This window comes from Pseudomonas sp. Pseusp88 (assembly GCF_047303955.1).
Classification (GTDB): Bacteria; Pseudomonadota; Gammaproteobacteria; order Pseudomonadales; family Pseudomonadaceae; genus Aquipseudomonas.
Map to the genome: position 1 here is coordinate 67,585 of NZ_JBGLYM010000021.1, position 18,246 is coordinate 85,830.

An 18,246-nucleotide genomic window follows, 5' to 3' on the forward strand; every position below is an offset into this window, starting at 1 on the left:
GCGGATTGAGTTCAGGTTTTGCCTGCTGTTTTGGCTCAGATAGACAGCGTAGCCACAAATCGCCCGCTTACGGGCGACGCGGATCAAGATTTTGGCGGCGCGGCGCGCAGGGTGCTCAAGGCCATCCAGCCGAGGAAAATTACCCCCAGAACCAGCAAGGCCCACAGACCGATGCGCTTCCAGTCGATCACCATCGGCGCAGGTGCCAGCGGTGTCAGGCTGACTACAGGTGTTTTGGTCGGTGCCGCGCTGCTCAGGCTGGCGAGCTTGTGCGGGTTGTAGTCGGGAATCAAGGTGTTGATCGGCAGGTTTGCCGCAGGCGCTGTCGCATTACCGATGGCCAGGGTAAAGGGGCCATTGCCGCGGGCCAGGAAGACCACCTGCGTCGTCGATACGGCAAAATGCAGTTTCGGCGCCTCGGGTCCGAGGCCGCCGCCGCGCTCGTCCACTTCCAGTTTCAGTTCCCGTACCGGGTAGCCCGCCAGCTGGATTTCATTCTGGGTCACGTCCTGACCGTTCTGGGTCAGGCGGTACAACAGGCCGCTGCCAATAGCCTGCCATGGTTTCTTGCTGTCCAGGCGCCCGTAAAGGGTGCCGGGGGCCAGGCTGTTGGCCTGGGCGATCTCAAAGCGCAGGCGTTCCACTGGCAGGTTGGTGGGTAGCTCCCAGAGGTATTCGCCGGGCTTGTCGAGTTTGCCGGTCAAGGGCGGCGACCAGCTCAGGGGCGCTGGCGGTGCATCGTTGGCGGCACCGAGAATCATGGCCGAGGTCAGGGTCGGCACGTTCGGCGTTGTCCACAGCAGGCGTAGATAACGGGCCTTCTGGCTTGGCAGGGCGACTTCACGCTGTTCGACCAGCTCATCGGAAAACGACAGTCTGGCGACCTGGCCGCTGCCCCACGACGCCCAGTGCTGCAAGTCGTCGCTGGCCTCAATGGTGAAATGCTGGAAGCCTTCGTGTTCGGTGCTCCAGTCCAGGGTCAGGTGCTCCAGTGGCACCTTGACCGCGCTGGTGTCCAGCAGCCAGCCGCGCAGCACTTCGTCACCGGCTTCGATATCGTCCTGGGGCAGCACTTCGACGACGGTACCATTGCTCGAGCGCTGCAGCCTTACCACTGGCACGGCGTCGCGCTTGTCGGTGCTGTTGTACAGCGGAAACATTTTTACCGCGACTTGCGCCTGCTCGGTCGGGCGCTGTGCCTGAGTTTGCGCCAGCGCAAAGGCCTGGGGCTGGCCTTCGGCGTTGAAGATGCGCACGTCAGCGAGGTCGGCCTGGCGGGCTTGCAGTTGCACGGCCAGGGGCAGTTCGAGGCGATACCAGGGGCCTTCGCCGCTGAGAGTCAGAGGTGTCTGGCTGGCAAAGTCGGCGGCGGCTTCCTGGGCCTGAGCAAGGTGGGCCGTCAGCAGAACGGCCCCGCACAACAGGCTTTTTAACAATGCATGGGCACTCAAGTACGGCTTCCTCATGACAAATCCGCTTCCGGCGAGGGTTCGACTGCGGCCTGGGCTGCGCGCTTGGGCGGCAGCGGGGCGAAGTAGCCCACGACCAACAGCAGGATACCGACGCCGATGAACGAGACAATCCGCGCCATGCCGCCACGGTTGCTCAGTTCGACAAAGAATAGTTTGGCAACCACGACACCGATCAGCACCGCACCGGCAATCCAGATTTCGCGCCGTACGCGCAGGTGACCGCCGATCATCAGGGCCAGGGCCATCAACGTCCAGACGATCGACAACCCGGCCTGTACGCGCATGGACTCAAGCAGATCGTCCGCCGCCCAGGGCACAGCGCTCCAGTGATGGGCGGTGCGCATGACCATGGCCGTGACCAGGGCAAACAGCGAAGCCCCGGCGACCAGCCAGGCCAGACGCTGGCATTGATGCTGGCTGATGCCCAATTGATGGAGGTTGCGGCTGATCCACAGGAACACTCCGGTCAGGGCGAACAACAGGCCGATTTCCAGTGGATTGACCAGTGGTACATAGCCCAGTGGATCGGCATTGCCATCACTGAAAGTATTGGCCAGCCAGAACCATGCGAGCATCAGACCGGCCACCGGCGCCGCAGCCCAGACCCGATATTCGCGAGGGTGAGTAGCCACCGGCCACGGCCATTGCCGCGCAGCAGCCATCGCCAGCAGATACAGGCTTGGCACCAGCGCCCAACCGAGCCAGCGCCAGGCGTTGTAGGGCTCGGAAAAGGCCATCACTACGTCACGCACTTGCAGGGCGACGACACTGAGGATCAGCCAGCAACCCAGTACATGGGCAATGCTCGCCGCCTTGGCCGGGAGGATCTGCTCCAGACTGCGCAAGGAACGCAGGTGCACGGCGAATAGCACCAGCCAGGCCAGCCAGCCCCAATTGGCGCTCGGGTGATAGTCCGGGCCGAGTTTGTAGGCCAGCAGGACGCCGCTGACGGGGATCAGCGCCAGCCCCAGCAATGCCAGGCACAGCATCGCCAGGCCGGGCCAGCGCAGGCGCACGCTGATCACGGTCCACAGGGCGAGACTGACCGCCGCCAGGGCCAGCAACAGAACCACGCGCAAATCAGGCGGTGCCAGGCGCCAGGACGCGCTGATCAGGCCCACGCCCCACCAGGCGCCGCCCCAGACCAGCAGCAATGTCGACAGCAATTCGCGATTGAACAGGCTCGCCGTCCTGATCCGCTCCACGCACAGGGCGCTGATCAGGGCGGCAAGGGACAGAATCATCGGCGTCCAGTAATCACCATGGGCAAAGAGTGGCGAGTACCAGGCGTTCAGTTCGTTGATGAATGAAAGGCCGGCGCCGACTTGCAGCAACAGGCCGAAAGCCCGGGCCAGCATGCGGTTCTGGCGCAGACCGAGCCAGAACGCCGCCGCGCCTTCGATGGCCCAGGACACCGACGTCCATTGCGAATTCAGGCCCAGGGGGATGGCCAGGGTGGCAAACACCACGCCCAGGGCCAGGCAGGTCTCGACCAACAGCAGGGCGCGCCCGGACGTGCGCGACGCCAGCAGGCGGGCGATGCCCATATAAATCAGCCCCAGCGCCAGGGCACTGATCGCCGCGCCGAACTCCAGATGGCCGACCAGCGCATATTGCAGGCCGAAACCGACAATGGGTGTGCCGAACAGCAGGCTGCCGTCGACATAACTGCTCTGCCGCGCCGACCAGCGCAGCATGGCGCCACGGCTGTCATCCTCGGGGCCGCTGGCCAGTTCTTCCAGCCTGCGCCGGGCGAACAACAGGCCGATGGCCAGGTACATCAGGAAGAACAGAATCAGGAAGCCTTCGGTGCTCCACAGCAGTTCCGGGTTGTAGGCCTTCATGCCCCAGGCGGCGCCGATGCCGAAAGTGCCGAAGAAACCGATCAGGTTCAGCGGGCGCCACGCCTTGAACCAAGCGATGGCGAAGATCCCGGCGTTGAGCAGGGTGAAATAACTGAACAGGGCGATATGGTTGCCGCCCTGACCTGTAGACGCCAGCAGCGGCGCGGCGAAACCGCCGAGGGCACCGGCACAGGCCAGGGCCAGGGAATCCTGCTTGACCGCCAGAATGGCCGAGAACGCAGTAACGGCCACCAACAGCGCGAAGCCCATGGCCGGGTCGATCAGGGCATTGAGCTTCATCGCGGCAAAAATCGTCAGGTAGATCACCCCGACGCTGGCGCCTTGCAGAGTCAAGGCATACGCCGGATTGCGCCCACGCAGCCACCAGCCCAGGCCCAGTAGTGCCAGGGCACAGACGATCACTGCGGCGTACTTGGCTTCCACCGGGATCACCATGCCTTCGGTGGCATAGCGCAGCAGGAAGGCCAGGCCGAGGAACAGCAGGACTACGCCGACCCGCAACACGGTATTGCCGCCCAGCAGCCAGCCTTTGGCGGCATCCAGACCACGATCAAGCCAATTGATCGCAGCGGGTGCGGCAGGCGATTGCGGACGGGGAGGGCTGACGGGCTCGGTGTTCCAGTCTGCCGCAGTGGGTTGCGGGGTTGCCGCAGTGGTGATTTCGGCTGGCAAGTCCCAGCTCAGTTCGGGTTCGTCGTCCTTGCTGGCGACCCAGATGGTGTCCGGCAGCGGCGTGCTGTCTTGAACCGGTTGACTGGCGGCGGCCTTATTAAAGGAAGAGGTGGGTGGATGCTCGAGCATCGACAGCCGTTGTTGCAGGGCTTCGACGGTTTTCTGCATCACCTCCAGTTGCTCACCCTGGCGGGCGCTTTTGCGGCGCAGTTGCCACACATGAATGCTCATGCCCAGCACCCAGCCGACCGAGCCGCCGATGGCCGCGCCGCTGAAGGGGTCCAGTGGGTAGTCGCTGCCCATGGCGCCAAAGACCAGGCCAAGCAGCATCAGAATCCATTGCACGGGTTAAGTCCTTGTCTTGCCTGTCTGGAAGGAGCGACATGTTTTGTAATAGACAGGCGTCAGACCGGACACAGCACAAAAAATTGCGCGGTTTTGCGATTTTGCGAGGGGCATCACACCTGTAGGCGCGCATGGGCGGAACTGTGGGAGATTCTATGTTTGCTGTAAAGCCAGAGCAGCCTCTTCGCGGATGAATCCGCTCCCACAGATCCGACGGTATGCACGCGCTACTGTGGGAGCGAATTCATTCGCGAAAGCGGTATTCAAGTCGCTGAAGACGCGTTGGATGTACCGGCCTCTTCGCGAATGAATTCGCTCCCACAATTCGCTCCCACAGAGTGTGCCCTCACTGGTTGTAGTTGCTTAATCCAACGCCTTCCAGATCTCCCCGGCATATTCGCGAATGGTCCGGTCCGAAGAAAACCAGCCCATGCGCGCGGTGTTCAGCACTGCCGAGCGCCACCAGGCCTTGGAGTCGTGCCAGCGTTCCTCGACCTTGGCCTGGGCCGCCCAGTACGAATCGAAATCGGCGCAGACCAGGAAGCGGTCATAGGCCAGCAACTGGTCGATCAGCCCGATATAGCGGTTCGGATCATCCGGCGAGAACACCCCGCCGCGAATCGCTTGCAGTACATCGTTCAGACGCCCCGAGGCGGCGACTTCGGCGTGGGCACTGAAGTCGCCCGTGTGTTTGCGGGCTTCCACTTCCCGAGAAGTCATGCCGAAGATAAACATGTTCTCGAGGCCGATCTGCTCGCTCATCTCCACGTTGGCGCCGTCCAGGGTGCCGATGGTCAGCGCGCCGTTCAGGCCGAACTTCATGTTGCTGGTGCCCGATGCCTCGAGCCCGGCTGTGGATATCTGCTCCGACAGATCCGCCGCCGGAATGATGCTTTCGGCCAGGCTGACGTTGTAGTTGGGCATGAAGACGACCTTGAGCAGGCCGCGCACGGTCGGGTCGTTGTTCACGGTACGGGCGATGTCGTTGGTCAGCTTGATGATCAGCTTGGCCGAGTGATAACTGGCAGCCGCCTTGCCCGCGAAGATCTTCACCCGGGGGACCCAGTCGGTGCCCGGTTCGGCGCGAATGGCCTGGTAAAGCGCCACGGTGTGGAACAGATTGAGCAACTGGCGCTTGTATTCGTGGATTCGCTTGACCTGCACGTCGAACATCGCTGCCGGATTGACCACAATACCCAAACGCTCATGGATGATCGCCGCCAGGGCACGCTTGCTGTGCAGGCGTTGATCGGCAAACTGTTTGCGGAACGAACTCTTTTCTGCAAACGGTTCCAGGCCACGCAGGCCGGTTTCCATATTGTCCTGAATATCCGGGCCGAGGGCTTCGATGAGCATTTCGGTCAGGCGCGGGTTGGCCTGGAACAGCCAGCGGCGGAAGGTGATGCCGTTGGTTTTGTTGTTGATCCGCTCCGGATATAGCTTGTGCAGTTCGGCGAACACCGTCTTGCGCATCAGTTGCGTGTGCAGCGCCGAGACGCCGTTGACGCTGTGGGAGCCGAGGAACGCCAGGTTACCCATGCGCACGCGACGGCCGTTGTCTTCTTCGATCAGCGATACCGCACGCAGCACATCGAAGTCATGGATGCCTTTGGCACGCAGGGTGTCGATGTGCTGGGCGTTGATCAGGTAGATGATCTGCATGTGCCGCGGCAGCATGCGTTCCATCAGGCCCACGGACCAGGTTTCCAGCGCTTCGGGCAACAGGGTGTGGTTGGTGTAGGCAAGCGTGCCGACAGTGATTTTCCACGCGGCGTCCCAAGCGATGCCATGGGTGTCAATCAGCAGGCGCATAAGTTCGGCCACGGCAATCGACGGGTGAGTGTCGTTCATCTGGATCGCCGCGTGTTCCGGCAGGTCCATCAACGTGGCGTGCATGTTCAGATGGCGACGCAGCAGATCCTGCAGCGAAGCCGAAACGAAGAAGTACTCCTGGCGCAGGCGCAGTTCCTGCCCGGCCTCGGTGGCGTCGTTGGGGTACAGCACGCGGGAAATACTCTCAGCCCGCACCACTTCGGCCACGGCACCGAAGTGGTCACCGGCGTTGAAACGCTCAAGGTGCAAGTCACCTACCGCACGGGCGCGCCACAGACGCAAGGTGTTCACACTGGCACCGCGCCAGCCGACTACCGGTGTGTCATAGGCAATGGCACGGACGGTTTCGGCCGGTTTCCAGATTTGATGCGATTCGCCGGTCTCGCTGAGCAGGGTTTCAACGCTGCCGCTGAAGCCGATGGAATACACCACTTCCGGACGTTCGAACTCCCATGGGTTACCGAAATCCAGCCAGTTTTCCGTTTGTTCCTGTTGCCAGCCATCGACCACGGCCTGACGGAACAACCCATGCTCATAACGAATGCCATAACCGTGACCGGCGATGCCCAGGGTCGACATACTTTCCATGAAGCACGCTGCCAGGCGACCGAGGCCACCGTTGCCCAAGGCTGCATCGGGCTCAAGCAGGCGGATGCGCTCGATATCCACGCCCAGCTCGGTCATCGCCTCACGAGCGATTTCCAGCAGGCCGAGGTTGCTCAGGCTGTCGTACAACAAACGACCGATAAGGAATTCCAGGGACAGGTAATAAACCCGCTTCTGTACTGTGCGATAGATCTGCCTCGTGTGATCCATCCAGTGCTCGACCATATGGTCGCGCGCCGCGAGGGCAACGGCTTCAAACCAGTCATGCTCGAAGGCATGGTCAGGGTCCTTGCCCACGGCATAGGTGAGTTTAGCGAGAACAGCGGCGCGAAAAGCGGCCACTTCAGCGTCACGAACGAGTGGTGGTTCCTGAGACATCAATTACGACCTCAAGCTAGTCAGACGAAGGAAGGGGTTCTTTGACTGTAGGGCGTGTCCCCGGTTATTGCCTGAAAAAAACTAAAAAACTGAGAGCACGCGCCAGGGTTCGACACAGCGGGATCATATGCGTTCGCCGAGCCAAGCAATTGGCAAAACGCTTGCATTGATCGTTCCAGCCTTAACCCAAGGATTGTCGAGAAGCATGAACTATCCCTGTTTCGGGTTTATGATGGCTCGCACTGGCTGTTCGACTTAGAGGCTCGCAGCCACTGCGCCACAATAATAGAAGCCCCTGAACAGGACCTATGGAGCACCTATGCAGACTTTGTACCCGCAGATCAAACCTTACGCCCGGCACGATCTGGCCGTGGAAGAGCCGCATGTGCTGTATGTCGATGAAAGCGGCTCGCCCGAGGGGCTGCCGGTGGTCTTTATCCATGGTGGGCCGGGCGCTGGTTGTGATGCGCAGAGTCGCTGCTACTTCGATCCGAACCTCTACCGTATCGTGACTTTCGATCAGCGTGGCTGCGGCCGATCGACGCCCCACGCCAATCTGGAAAACAACACCACCTGGCATCTGGTCGAAGACCTGGAACGCATTCGCACGCATCTGGGCATAGATAAGTGGGTGTTGTTCGGCGGCTCGTGGGGCTCGACCCTGGCCCTGGCCTATGCCCAGACTCACCCTGACCGCGTGCATGCGCTGATCCTGCGCGGGGTGTTCCTGGCGCGCCAGCAGGAAATCGACTGGTTCTACCAGGCGGGTGCCAGCCGCCTGTTCCCCGATTACTGGCAGGACTACGTGGCGCCGATCCCGCAGGACGAGCGCGGCGATCTGCTCACCGCATTCCACAAGCGTCTGACCGGTAACGACCAGATCGCCCAGATGCACGCGGCCAAGGCGTGGTCCACCTGGGAAGGCCGTACGGCAACATTGCGCCCGAACTCGACCATGGTCGATCGCTTCTCCGAGCCGCAACGGGCCTTGTCCATTGCCCGCATTGAATGCCACTACTTCACCAACAAGGCCTTCCTCGAGGACAACCAGCTGATTCGCGACATGCCCAAGATCGCCCATTTGCCGGGCATCATCATCCATGGCCGCTACGACGTTATCTGCCCACTGGACAACGCATGGGAGCTGCATCAGGCCTGGCCCAACAGTGAGCTGCAGGTGATCCGCGACGCGGGCCACGCCGCTGCCGAGCCGGGGATCACCGATGCACTGGTGCGGGCGGCCGCCGAAGTGGCCCGGCGCCTGCTGGATCTGCCGCCGGAAGAAGCCTGAGATTAATTTGCAGGGTGTCGAGGTTTTTGTGGGAGCGGATTCATCCGCGAAGATGGTCGTTCAGGCGCTCCAGATGCACTGAATGTACTGGCCTCTTCGCGGATTAATCCGCTCCCACATGATTCCTCCCATCGCATTTGGCAGAGACGTAGATAAATGAAAGCACTGTTACAGCGCGTGCGCAGCGCGCGCGTCGAAGTGGACGGCGATATTGTCGGGGCCATTGATCAGGGCCTGTTGGTACTGGTCGGCGTCGAACCCCAGGACACCCCCGCAAGCGCCGACAAGTTGCTGCACAAGTTGCTCAACTACCGGGTCTTCAGTGATGGCGACGGCAAGATGAATCTTTCATTGCGCAATGTCGCCGGCGGGCTATTGTTGGTTTCACAATTCACACTGGCTGCCGATACCAAGAGTGGCATGCGTCCCAGTTTTTCCAGGGCCGCACCTCCCGCCCTGGGTGCCGAGTTGTTCGACTACTTGCTCGACAAGGCGAAAAGCTCGCACGAGGGGGTACAAGCGGGCCAATTTGGTGCAGACATGCAGGTCCATTTGATCAATGATGGCCCTGTGACATTTCTGTTGGAGAGCTAAACCCGGTCCGCCCGGATTTATTAGGCTTAAAAGCAATAAATACTTCGTTTCACCTGATGCGTTGTCACGCGCGCTACTAGATAATCGCGCGCTACGGGGATCACGTGAGTGGGTCCATTTAGCTTGGTTTGAGTGTGCTTCGACACCTCTTGGGGAATTCCCAAGTCTTTTAGGAGTCGGAACATTGCTCGCCAACCCGGCATCTGATAGCTGGCCGTTGGTTTTTTCACTGTTTTCGGCGAGGGTTGCTCGTGATTGTTAGTCCCTGTAATGCACCTAAAACACCTGGCAAGCGGCTGCGCAGCGCGCTATTGGCGAGTTCTGCCCTGATCTGCCTGTTCAGCGCTTCCCAGCTTTGGGCTTTCGATCTGGAAGATGTAGCTGCCAAGGCAAAGGATCTGGCCGCCAAGAAGTTTGAAGCGCCGAAGAGCAATCTTCCGGCGGAGTTTCGCGACATGAAGTTCGCGGACTACCAGAAAATCCGTTTCCGCGAGGAAAAGGCCGAGTGGGCAACGGACAAGACTCCGTTCAAGCTGTCCTTCTATCATCAGGGCATGCACTTCGACACGCCGGTCAAAATCAACGAAGTCACCGCGACCGATGTTCACGAAATCAAGTACGACGCCGGTCGTTTCGATTTCGGCGACGTGAAGTTCGATCCCAAGGCCACCGAGAAACTCGGTTATGCCGGTTTCCGCGTCTTGTATCCAATCAACAAGGATGACAAGAACGACGAAGTCATGACCATGCTCGGCGCCAGTTACTTCCGCGTAATCGGCAAAGGCCAGGTATACGGTCTGTCGGCACGTGGGATGGCCATCGATACCGCGATGCCGTCGGGCGAAGAGTTCCCGCGCTTCACCGAGTTCTGGATCGAGAAGCCGCAGACGGATGAAAACCATCTGGTGATTTTCGCCCTGCTCGATTCGCCGCGCGCCACCGGTGCCTATCAGTTGACCCTGCGTCCGGGCACCAACACCGTGGTCGACGTCAAATCGCGCATGTTCCTGCGTGACAAGGTCGGCAAGCTGGGCGTTGCGCCGCTGACCAGCATGTTCCTGTTCGGAGCCAACCAGCCTTCGCGCGTGCCTAACTATCGCCGTGAGCTGCATGACTCCAGCGGTCTGTCGATTCAGGCAGCCAATGGCGAGTGGATCTGGCGTCCGCTGAACAATCCTAAACACCTGTCGGTCAGCAGCTTCTCGGTCGAGAATCCGCGTGGCTTTGGTCTGCTGCAACGTGGCCGCGAGTTCAGTCACTACGAAGACCTCGACGACCGTTACGACAAGCGTCCAAGTGCCTGGATCGAGCCCAAAGGCGATTGGGGCAAGGGCACCGTCGATCTGGTCGAGATCCCGACTGCCGATGAAACCAACGACAACATCGTTGCGTTCTGGAAGCCGGAAACCCAGCCGGCACCGGGCGAATCTGTTGATTTCAACTATCGCCTGCACTGGACCATGGACGAAAAAGCCATTCACTCGCCTGATCTGGGCTGGGTCAAGCAGACCCTGCGCTCCATCGGTGACGTGCGTCAGTCCAATCTGATCCGCCAGCCTGACGGCACCGTGGCGTTCCTGGTTGATTTCGTAGGTCCGGTACTGGCCGCCCTGCCTGAAGATCCAACGATCCGCAGTCAGGTCACCACCGATGACAACACCGAACTGGTCGAAAACAACCTGCGTTACAACCCGGTGACCAAAGGCTACCGCCTGACCCTGCGTCTTAAGGTCAAGGACAACAACAAGCCGATCGAAATGCGCGCGTACCTGCTGCGTGAGTTGCCTGCCGAGCCTGGCAAGGAGCCTGCACTGCTGGTCACCGAGAAAGACAAGGCCGAGCAGAAAGCCGCTGCCGCCAAGGCTGCCAAAGAAGCCAAGGAAGCGCCGAAAGCCGCCGACAAACCGGAAGTGGCCAAGGCTGACGCCGCCAAGCCGGAAGCTCAGAAAGCCGAAGCAGGCAAGCCTGCCAAGGCTGACGTAGCCAAGGCCGATGCGGCCAAAGCTGAAGCGATCAAGCCTGACGCTGCTGCTGCCAAGCCGGAAGCGGTCACTGAAACCGCCAAGACTGATGCTGCTGATCGCCCTGAAGCTGCGCTGGCCGATGCCGCCCGCGTGAAGGACGGTAAAGAGTCTCAGCAGCCTGCCCATGGTCCTGCATCCACCCTTCCAGACTCAGCCAAGACCCTGCAAGTCTTGACCGAGACCTGGAGCTACCAGTTGCCAGCCGATGAGTAATTCCATATCAGCGCCAGTCTCGCTGAGCGAGTACCTGGCGCACCTGCCAATGAGTGACGAGCAGCGGGCAGAACTTGCCAGCTGCCAGTCTTTCAGTGAGCTGCATCAACGCCTTTCGGCCCAGCCGGGTGTCGACACTACCGAACCTGCCCAGGTCTCGGTAGGCCGTCGCCTGACCCTGGCCACCGCTGATGAGTTGCAGGAGGCCGAAATGCTCGGCCTCGATGCCAGTGGTCGCGTTTGCCTGAAAGCCACGCCGCCGATTCAGCGGACCAAGGTCGTCCCCGAGCCATGGCGCACCAATATCCTGGTGCGTGGCTGGCGGCGCCTGACCGGTCGCACCAACGCGCCGGAGCCGGAAAAACGCGAGCTGCCCAAGGCGCGCTGGCGTACCGTGGGTTCGACACGTCGCTATATCCTGCTGCTTCTGATGCTGGGTCAGACCATTGTCGCCAGCTGGTACATGAAAGGCATCATGCCGTATCAGGGCTGGTCGTTGGTTTCGTTTGACGAAATCTCCCGCCAGTCGCTGATGCAGACGGCCCTGCAGGTCCTGCCTTATGCCTTGCAGAGCAGCATTCTGTTGCTGTTCGGCATTCTGTTCTGCTGGGTGTCGGCCGGTTTCTGGACTGCTCTGATGGGCTTTCTGGAGCTGCTTACCGGACGCGATAAATACCGCATTTCCGGTGCCAGCGCCGGTAATGAGCCGATCGAAGCCGGCGCGCGTACCGCGCTGGTCATGCCGATCTGCAACGAAGACGTGGCGCGGGTGTTTGCCGGTCTGCGAGCGACTTTCGAGTCGGTTGCGGCTACAGGCGACCTGGATCGCTTCGACTTCTTCGTACTCAGTGACAGTAACGAAACCGATATCTGCGTTGCCGAGCAACAGGCCTGGCTGGACGTCTGCCGCGAGACCAAGGGCTTCGGCAAGATCTTCTATCGTCGCCGTCGTCGTCGTGTGAAACGCAAGAGCGGCAACCTCGACGACTTCTGCCGTCGCTGGGGTGGCGAGTACCGCTACATGGTCGTCCTCGACGCCGACAGCGTGATGAGCGGCGAATGCCTGACCAGCCTGGTGCGCTTGATGGAAGCCACGCCGGACGCCGGGATCATCCAGACCGCGCCACGGGCGTCGGGCATGGACACTCTGTATGCGCGCATGCAGCAGTTCGCGACCCGCGTCTACGGCCCGCTGTTCACTGCCGGCCTGCACTTCTGGCAGTTGGGTGAGTCCCACTACTGGGGGCACAACGCGATCATCCGCATGAAGCCCTTTATCGAGCACTGCGCCCTGGCGCCGTTGCCGGGTAAAGGTGCCTTCTCCGGTGCGATCCTGTCCCACGACTTCGTTGAAGCTGCGCTGATGCGCCGTGCTGGCTGGGGCGTGTGGATTGCCTATGATCTGCCTGGCAGTTACGAAGAACTGCCACCGAACCTGCTGGACGAACTCAAGCGTGACCGTCGTTGGTGCCACGGTAACCTGATGAACTTCCGCCTGTTCCTGGTCAAGGGCATGCACCCGGTGCACCGTGCGGTGTTCCTGACCGGCGTGATGTCGTATCTGTCTGCACCGTTGTGGTTCTTCTTCCTCGTATTGTCGACGGCGCTGCTGGCGGTCAACACGCTGATGGAGCCGACCTACTTCATGGAACCGCGGCAGTTGTATCCGCTCTGGCCGCAATGGCACCCGGAAAAAGCCGTCGCCCTGTTCTCCACCACCATCGTCCTGTTGTTCCTGCCCAAACTGCTCAGTGTCATTCTGATCTGGGCCAAGGGCGCTATCGGCTTTGGTGGCAAGTTCAAGGTCACGCTGTCGATGCTGATGGAGATGCTGTTCTCGGTGCTGCTGGCTCCGGTGCGCATGCTGTTCCACACCCGCTTCGTACTGGCCGCATTTCTTGGTTGGGCTGCAACCTGGAACTCGCCGCAACGCGACGATGACTCTACGCCATGGCTTGAGGCGGTCAAACGCCACGGTCCGCAAACCCTGTTGGGTGCCTGCTGGGCCCTGCTGGTGGCGTGGCTGAATCCCAGCTTCCTGTGGTGGCTGGCGCCGATTGTCGGCTCGCTGATGCTGTCTATTCCGGTTTCGGTGATTTCCAGCCGCACTGGCCTGGGCCTCAAGGCGCGCGACGAGAAGTTCTTCCTCATTCCCGAGGAATACGCGCCGCCGCAAGAGTTGCTGGCAACCGATCAGTACACCCACGAGAACCGTTGGCACGCATTGAAGGACGGTTTTATCCGCTCCGTCGTCGATCCGCGGCAGAACGCCCTGGCCTGCGCCCTGGCCACCTCGCGCCATAAGTTCGCGGAGCCTATCGAGCTGATGCGCCAGGAGCGGGTTCGCCATGCGTTGAAAGTCGGCCCGGCAATGCTCAGCAACCAGGAGCGCCTGATGCTGCTCAGTGACCCGGTGGCATTGGGTCGTCTGCATGAGCAGGTCTGGAGCGAAGGTCACGCTGAATGGCTGGCTGCGTGGCGCGCGTCCATCGAAGCCGATCCGCACTCGCCATTGCTGCCGCTGCAACCGGCGGTGGTCGAGCCGGCGCATGCCCTGGTGCATGCCTGAGGCTTGAGCTGAGCTGTAACTAATGTGGGAGCGAATTCATTCGCGAAGAGGCAGGTACATTCGATAGATCTTCATCGTCTGACCTGCCGTATTCGCGGATAAATCCGCTCCCACAGACGTTTCTGAGCTACCTAGTTCACTTTGAATTTCCCCACCAGATCACGCAAATGCACGCCCAGACGCGCCAATTCGATACTTGAAGCGGCGGTCTCATCGCTTGCGGCTGCGGTCTGGTCGGAAATATCACGCACGTTCACCACGTTGCGGGTGATCTGTTCGGCCACGGCGCTCTGCTGTTCGCCGGCGGTGGCGATCTGCTGGTTCATGTCCTGGATATTGGACACCGTACGGGTAATCTGCTCCAGGGCGCTGCCAGCACGGCGGCTTAGGTTGACGCTGTTGTCGGTGAGGCTGCGACTGCTGTCCAGCGTAGTGGCGACCTGCTGCGTGCCCTGCTGCAGCGCAGCGATCAGTTCCTCGATTTCCTCGGTGGACTCTTGAGTTCGTTGAGCCAGGCCACGGACTTCATCGGCGACCACGGCAAAGCCGCGACCGGCTTCCCCGGCTCGGGCCGCTTCGATGGCGGCATTCAGCGCCAGTAGATTGGTCTGCTGTGAGACTGATTTGATCACGTCCAGCACGCCGCCGATTTTCTCGCTTTCCAGCTTGAGCTGATTCATCGCCTTGGTCGAATTGGCCACTTCGGCCGCCAGTTGCTCGATCTGCTCAATGGCATCGTTGACCACCTTGTCGCCTTCCCGAGCCTGCTGATCGGCGTGGGTCGCCGCTTCGCTGGCCTGTTGGGCATTGCGGGCAACGTCGAGCACGGTGTTGGTCATCTGGGTCATGGCCGTGGCCACCTGATCGGTTTCGTCACGCTGGCTGTTAACCCCGACACTGGTCTGCTCGGTCACCGCAGACAGCTCTTCGGCGGCGCTGGCAATCTGGGTGACGCCATCGCCGATGTTGCCGATCAACTGGCGCAGACTCAGGGTCATCTCCTGCATGCTGCCCTGCAACTGCCCCATCTCGTCCCGGCGACGGCTTGCCAGGTCGCGGCTCAGATCACCCTTGGCAATACGCCCGGCAGCAGCAAGGGTCTGGCGCAGGGGCACGACGATTTGCAGGGTAATCAGCCAGGCCGCCAACAGGCCGAGAAACAGGGCGAGGGCGGCGACACTGGTCAAAGTGGTTCGCGATAGCGCCGCTTCCTGATCGCGTTGGGCGGTTTGCTTGTCGATCAGGCCGGCCACGGACACAAGCATTTGTTCGCTTAGCGTGTCGAGGTTCTTCTGGGCGCTATCGACCTTGACCTGAGCCGACTGGAACTCGGCCAGTTGGCCGCGATAGCGTTGCAGCGCTTCACTGGCGTGCTTCAGGCCTTTGAGGTTGTCGTCGGCCTGATCGAGAGCGATTTCCTCGACCTCTTTGATTGCTTCGCCGATAGCGGTGGTGGCCGCGTCCTCGTAAACCTCCTGACCGTTCATGGTGTAGGCCTGGACCTGATAGCGGGCGGTCTGGATCTGCTGCTTGAGCTGGGAAATATTGGTGAATTCTTCCAGGCGTTCGCCGTTGTCCTGCTCCTGGCTGACGGTCTTGAGCACTTCGCTCTCGACATCCTCTACTGCTTTCACCGCCCTGGTGGACTGTTCTTCCAGTTGTTCGCGCCTCGTTTCCCGTCCCTTGCGCGCTTCGCTCAGTTCGGTGAAGCTCTTTTTCATCGAGCTGACGATCCGGCTCTGCTCGGTGAGCAGTTCCAGGCTGGCCTTGTTATCGACGTCACCACGCAGCAGGTCCAGTTGCTTGTCGAGTTCGGCGAGCAGGTCCTCGACGGCGCTGGCATTAGCCTGAGTACCTTCGCCGCGAAACAGAATGCGTGCGCTGCGCAGGTCTTTATTCAGGCTGTTGAGCTGGCCGATGGCGGTAATGGATTCGGCCCGGGCAATGACGGTATCCAGGCCATGCCAGCCGGTCAGGGTGATTGCCAGGGTCAGGGTGAGGACCAGGCCGAAGCCCATGGAAAGTTTGAGTTTGACGCTGGTATTACCCAGCGCCCGATTGAGCCATCCAAACATATGTAAACCTCCTGCGGATACGTGTTTCCAGCGCATCGGCAGGGTGTTGGATCGCGCGACCTGAAGAGGTTGTAGGAGATTTCTGAGCGATCGCCCAGTTTGAAACCGATCACAATTGGGAGCGGATCATCCGAGAAGACGGTGTTCCGGTCGATATGGTTGCATCGGACGAACTGGCCTGTGGGGAGATTCTATGTTTGCTTTAAAGCCAGAACAGCCCCTTCGCGGATGAATCTCCCACAGATTCGATGATATTCACGCGCTACTGTGGGAGCGAATTCATTCGCGAAAGCTTTATTCCGGACGCCGCCAATGTGTTGGATGTACTGGCCCCTTCGCGGATGAATCCGCTCCCACAATTCGCTTTCATCAGTACTTATAGCGTTCTAGATTTTGAAACGCCCCACCAGCGTCTGCAGGTGATTGCCCAACCGCGCCAGTTCGACGCTGGACGCCGCAGTCTCCTCACTGGCCGACGAGGTCTGTTCCGATACGTCGCGCACATTGAGCACGCTGCGGTTGATCTCTTCGGCGGTGGCGCTCTGTTCTTCGGCAGCGGCGGCGATTTGCTGGTTCATGGACTGAATCGCCGAGACAGTGCGGGTAATGTTCTCCAATGCGCTACCCGCGCTGCGAGTCAATTCGACGCTGCTGCCGGTCAGATCGCGACTACTGTCCAGAGCGGCAGCAACCTGCTGCGTGCCACTTTGCAGGCCGACGATCAACTGGGCGATTTCCTCGGTGGATTTCTGTGTGCGCTGGGCCAGGCTGCGCACTTCGTCGGCGACCACGGCGAAGCCACGACCGGCCTCACCTGCGCGGGCAGCTTCGATGGCGGCGTTGAGGGCCAGCAGGTTGGTCTGTTCGGCGACGGACTTGATCACATCCAGCACGCTGCCAATCTTGTCGCTTTCGGTCTTGAGCCCGGCCATGGCCTTGGTCGAGTTGCTCACTTCCGTGGCCAGGCGTTCGATCTGGGCGATGGCCTGGTTGACCACGCGATCACCCTCGCGGGCCTGCTGGTCGGCCGCCTTGGCCGCTTCCGAGGCCTCTTCGGCGTTGCGTGCCACTTCCTGCACGGTCGCGGTCATCTGGTGCATGGCGGTGGCAACCTGATCGGTCTCCACTTTCTGGCTGTTGACCCCGGCGCTGGTCTGTTCGGTCACGGCGGACAGCTGATCGGCGGCGCTGGCAATCTGGGTGACGCCCTCACTGATGCCACCGATCAGAGTGCGCAGGCCCACGGTCATCTTCTGGATACTGGCCTGCAACTGGCCCAGCTCGTCCTTGCGTTCGACGGTGAGGTTGTGGCTCAGATCGCCGGACGCGACACGGTCGACTGCGGTCAGGGTGTAACGCAGCGGCAGGACGATCTGGCGGGTGATGGCCCAGGCGGCCAGGATACCGAACACCACCGCCAGCACGGTCACCAGCCCGAGAGTCGACTCGGCTTTCTGGCTGTCGCTGTCACGCTTGCCGTTCTGCGAAGTGATCAGCTCGTCGCTGATATCCAGCAGGTTCTGGCCGAGGACGGTCATCTTTTCCAGAGCCTGCATGCTCACTTGTTGAGCATCACGATACTGGCCCACTGCCGCGCGATAGCCCTTGAGGGCGGCCGCGGCGGCCTGCAGCTTGGAGAGGAACTCGGGAGAGATTTCTCCGGCGAGGGTATTGATACCTACTGCGGCTTCATCGATGGCTGCTGTGGCGGCGCTTTCGAACTCGGCCTTGCCGCTGAAGGTATAGCCACGCACCTGGAAGCGCGCCTGCTGGATCAGCTTGCTGACACTGACGGAACTGTTGAACTCCAGAATGCTGTCGCCCAGCAGCAGTGACTCTTCGATCTTGTTAACCTCTTCAACCGCGTGATCGGCGCTGACACCCAGATTAGTTCGGGCGACTTCCCGGGCGGCGATGGCTTTGACCATATCGTCGAAGGCGCGGCGGTAGGTGGCGGCGGCGCTCCGTTGGTCGTTCAGGCGTTTGAAGTCATCGCCCGCTTCAATGATTTTGAGCGCGTCATTGATGGTTTCATCGAGCTTGTCCAGGCCGGCATACACGGCCTTGGCGGCTTCAGGGCTGTACTGGGCCTCGTAGCGCAGGCGTACGACGCGCAGTTCCAGGGTGGCATCGCTGATATGGCTGATGGCGGCGATCTTGTCGCTGCGGCCAATCAGGGACGTCACGCTGAACCAGCCGGTGCTGGTAATGATCAGGGTCATCAGCAACAGCAGGCCGAAACCAACGGCGAGCTTGCGGCTCACGCTTATATTTCCCAAGCCTTGGGCTATCCCGCGATACATGGCGTC

General features: G+C 60.9%; 9 protein-coding genes and 1 pseudogene. 4 read left to right on the plus strand and 6 right to left on the minus strand.

The features are described 5' to 3' along the window. Positions 1–83 precede the first annotated feature (83 nt). From ACCD02_RS22590 to ACCD02_RS22600, 3 genes are all read right to left on the minus strand, one after another. The gene (locus tag ACCD02_RS22590) at positions 84–1,466 is read right to left on the minus strand and encodes a DUF3999 domain-containing protein (protein ID WP_413306776.1); all 1,383 of its coding nucleotides are present in this window, start codon (positions 1,464–1,466) and stop codon (positions 84–86) included. Further along, positions 1,463–4,354 (minus strand): DUF2339 domain-containing protein, encoded by a 2,892-nt coding sequence (locus ACCD02_RS22595; protein WP_413306779.1) that lies wholly within the window; start codon positions 4,352–4,354, stop codon positions 1,463–1,465. The genes ACCD02_RS22590 and ACCD02_RS22595 overlap by 4 nt, the downstream gene beginning before the upstream one ends. A gap of 363 nt (positions 4,355–4,717) precedes the next feature. Beyond that, positions 4,718–7,171: a glycogen/starch/alpha-glucan phosphorylase gene (locus tag ACCD02_RS22600; RefSeq protein WP_413306782.1), complete on the minus strand. Its 2,454-nt coding sequence runs from the start codon at positions 7,169–7,171 to the stop codon at positions 4,718–4,720. A 319-nt stretch (positions 7,172–7,490) separates the two neighbouring features. Between ACCD02_RS22600 and pip the strand changes: the two genes are divergently transcribed. The 4 genes from pip (at position 7,491) to mdoH (ending at position 13,862) form a co-directional block, all read left to right on the plus strand. Further along, on the plus strand, positions 7,491–8,462 hold the full coding sequence (gene pip / locus ACCD02_RS22605) for a prolyl aminopeptidase (RefSeq protein ID WP_259104229.1): 972 nt from the start codon (positions 7,491–7,493) through the stop codon (positions 8,460–8,462). A 156-nt stretch (positions 8,463–8,618) separates the two neighbouring features. Further along, on the plus strand, positions 8,619–9,056 hold the full coding sequence (gene dtd / locus ACCD02_RS22610; RefSeq protein WP_413306785.1) for a D-aminoacyl-tRNA deacylase: 438 nt from the start codon (positions 8,619–8,621) through the stop codon (positions 9,054–9,056). A 251-nt stretch (positions 9,057–9,307) separates the two neighbouring features. Further along, positions 9,308–11,293, plus strand: a complete 1,986-nt coding sequence (locus ACCD02_RS22615; RefSeq protein WP_413306787.1) for a glucan biosynthesis protein G — start codon at positions 9,308–9,310, stop codon at positions 11,291–11,293. After that, the gene (gene mdoH / locus ACCD02_RS22620) at positions 11,286–13,862 is read left to right on the plus strand and encodes a glucans biosynthesis glucosyltransferase MdoH (RefSeq protein ID WP_413306790.1); all 2,577 of its coding nucleotides are present in this window, start codon (positions 11,286–11,288) and stop codon (positions 13,860–13,862) included. The genes ACCD02_RS22615 and mdoH overlap by 8 nt, the downstream gene beginning before the upstream one ends. 131 nt (positions 13,863–13,993) lie before the next feature. On the opposite strand, the gene ACCD02_RS22625 is transcribed toward mdoH, so the two are convergent. From ACCD02_RS22625 to ACCD02_RS22635, 3 genes and pseudogenes are all read right to left on the minus strand, one after another. Beyond that, complete coding sequence (locus ACCD02_RS22625) at positions 13,994–14,869, minus strand: methyl-accepting chemotaxis protein (protein WP_413306893.1); 876 nt, start codon at positions 14,867–14,869, stop codon at positions 13,994–13,996. Further along, a pseudogene (locus ACCD02_RS22630) lies at positions 14,852–15,973 on the minus strand (methyl-accepting chemotaxis protein); the annotation flags it as partial. The pseudogene ACCD02_RS22630 and the gene ACCD02_RS22625, both read right to left, overlap by 18 nt. A gap of 350 nt (positions 15,974–16,323) precedes the next feature. Beyond that, complete coding sequence (locus tag ACCD02_RS22635; RefSeq protein WP_413306793.1) at positions 16,324–18,240, minus strand: methyl-accepting chemotaxis protein; 1,917 nt, start codon at positions 18,238–18,240, stop codon at positions 16,324–16,326. Positions 18,241–18,246: the final 6 nt, after the last annotated feature.

Coding starts and splice junctions, on each gene's coding strand:
- ACCD02_RS22590 (WP_413306776.1), bottom strand. CDS start 1,466: ATGAGGAAGCCGTACTTGAGTGCCCATGCATTGTTAAAAAGCCTGTTG.
- ACCD02_RS22600 (WP_413306782.1), bottom strand. CDS start 7,171: ATGTCTCAGGAACCACCACTCGTTCGTGACGCTGAAGTGGCCGCTTTT.
- pip (WP_259104229.1), top strand. CDS start 7,491: ATGCAGACTTTGTACCCGCAGATCAAACCTTACGCCCGGCACGATCTG.
- dtd (WP_413306785.1), top strand. CDS start 8,619: ATGAAAGCACTGTTACAGCGCGTGCGCAGCGCGCGCGTCGAAGTGGAC.
- mdoH (WP_413306790.1), top strand. CDS start 11,286: ATGAGTAATTCCATATCAGCGCCAGTCTCGCTGAGCGAGTACCTGGCG.
- ACCD02_RS22625 (WP_413306893.1), bottom strand. CDS start 14,869: ATGCAGGAGATGACCCTGAGTCTGCGCCAGTTGATCGGCAACATCGGC.
- ACCD02_RS22635 (WP_413306793.1), bottom strand. CDS start 18,240: ATGTATCGCGGGATAGCCCAAGGCTTGGGAAATATAAGCGTGAGCCGC.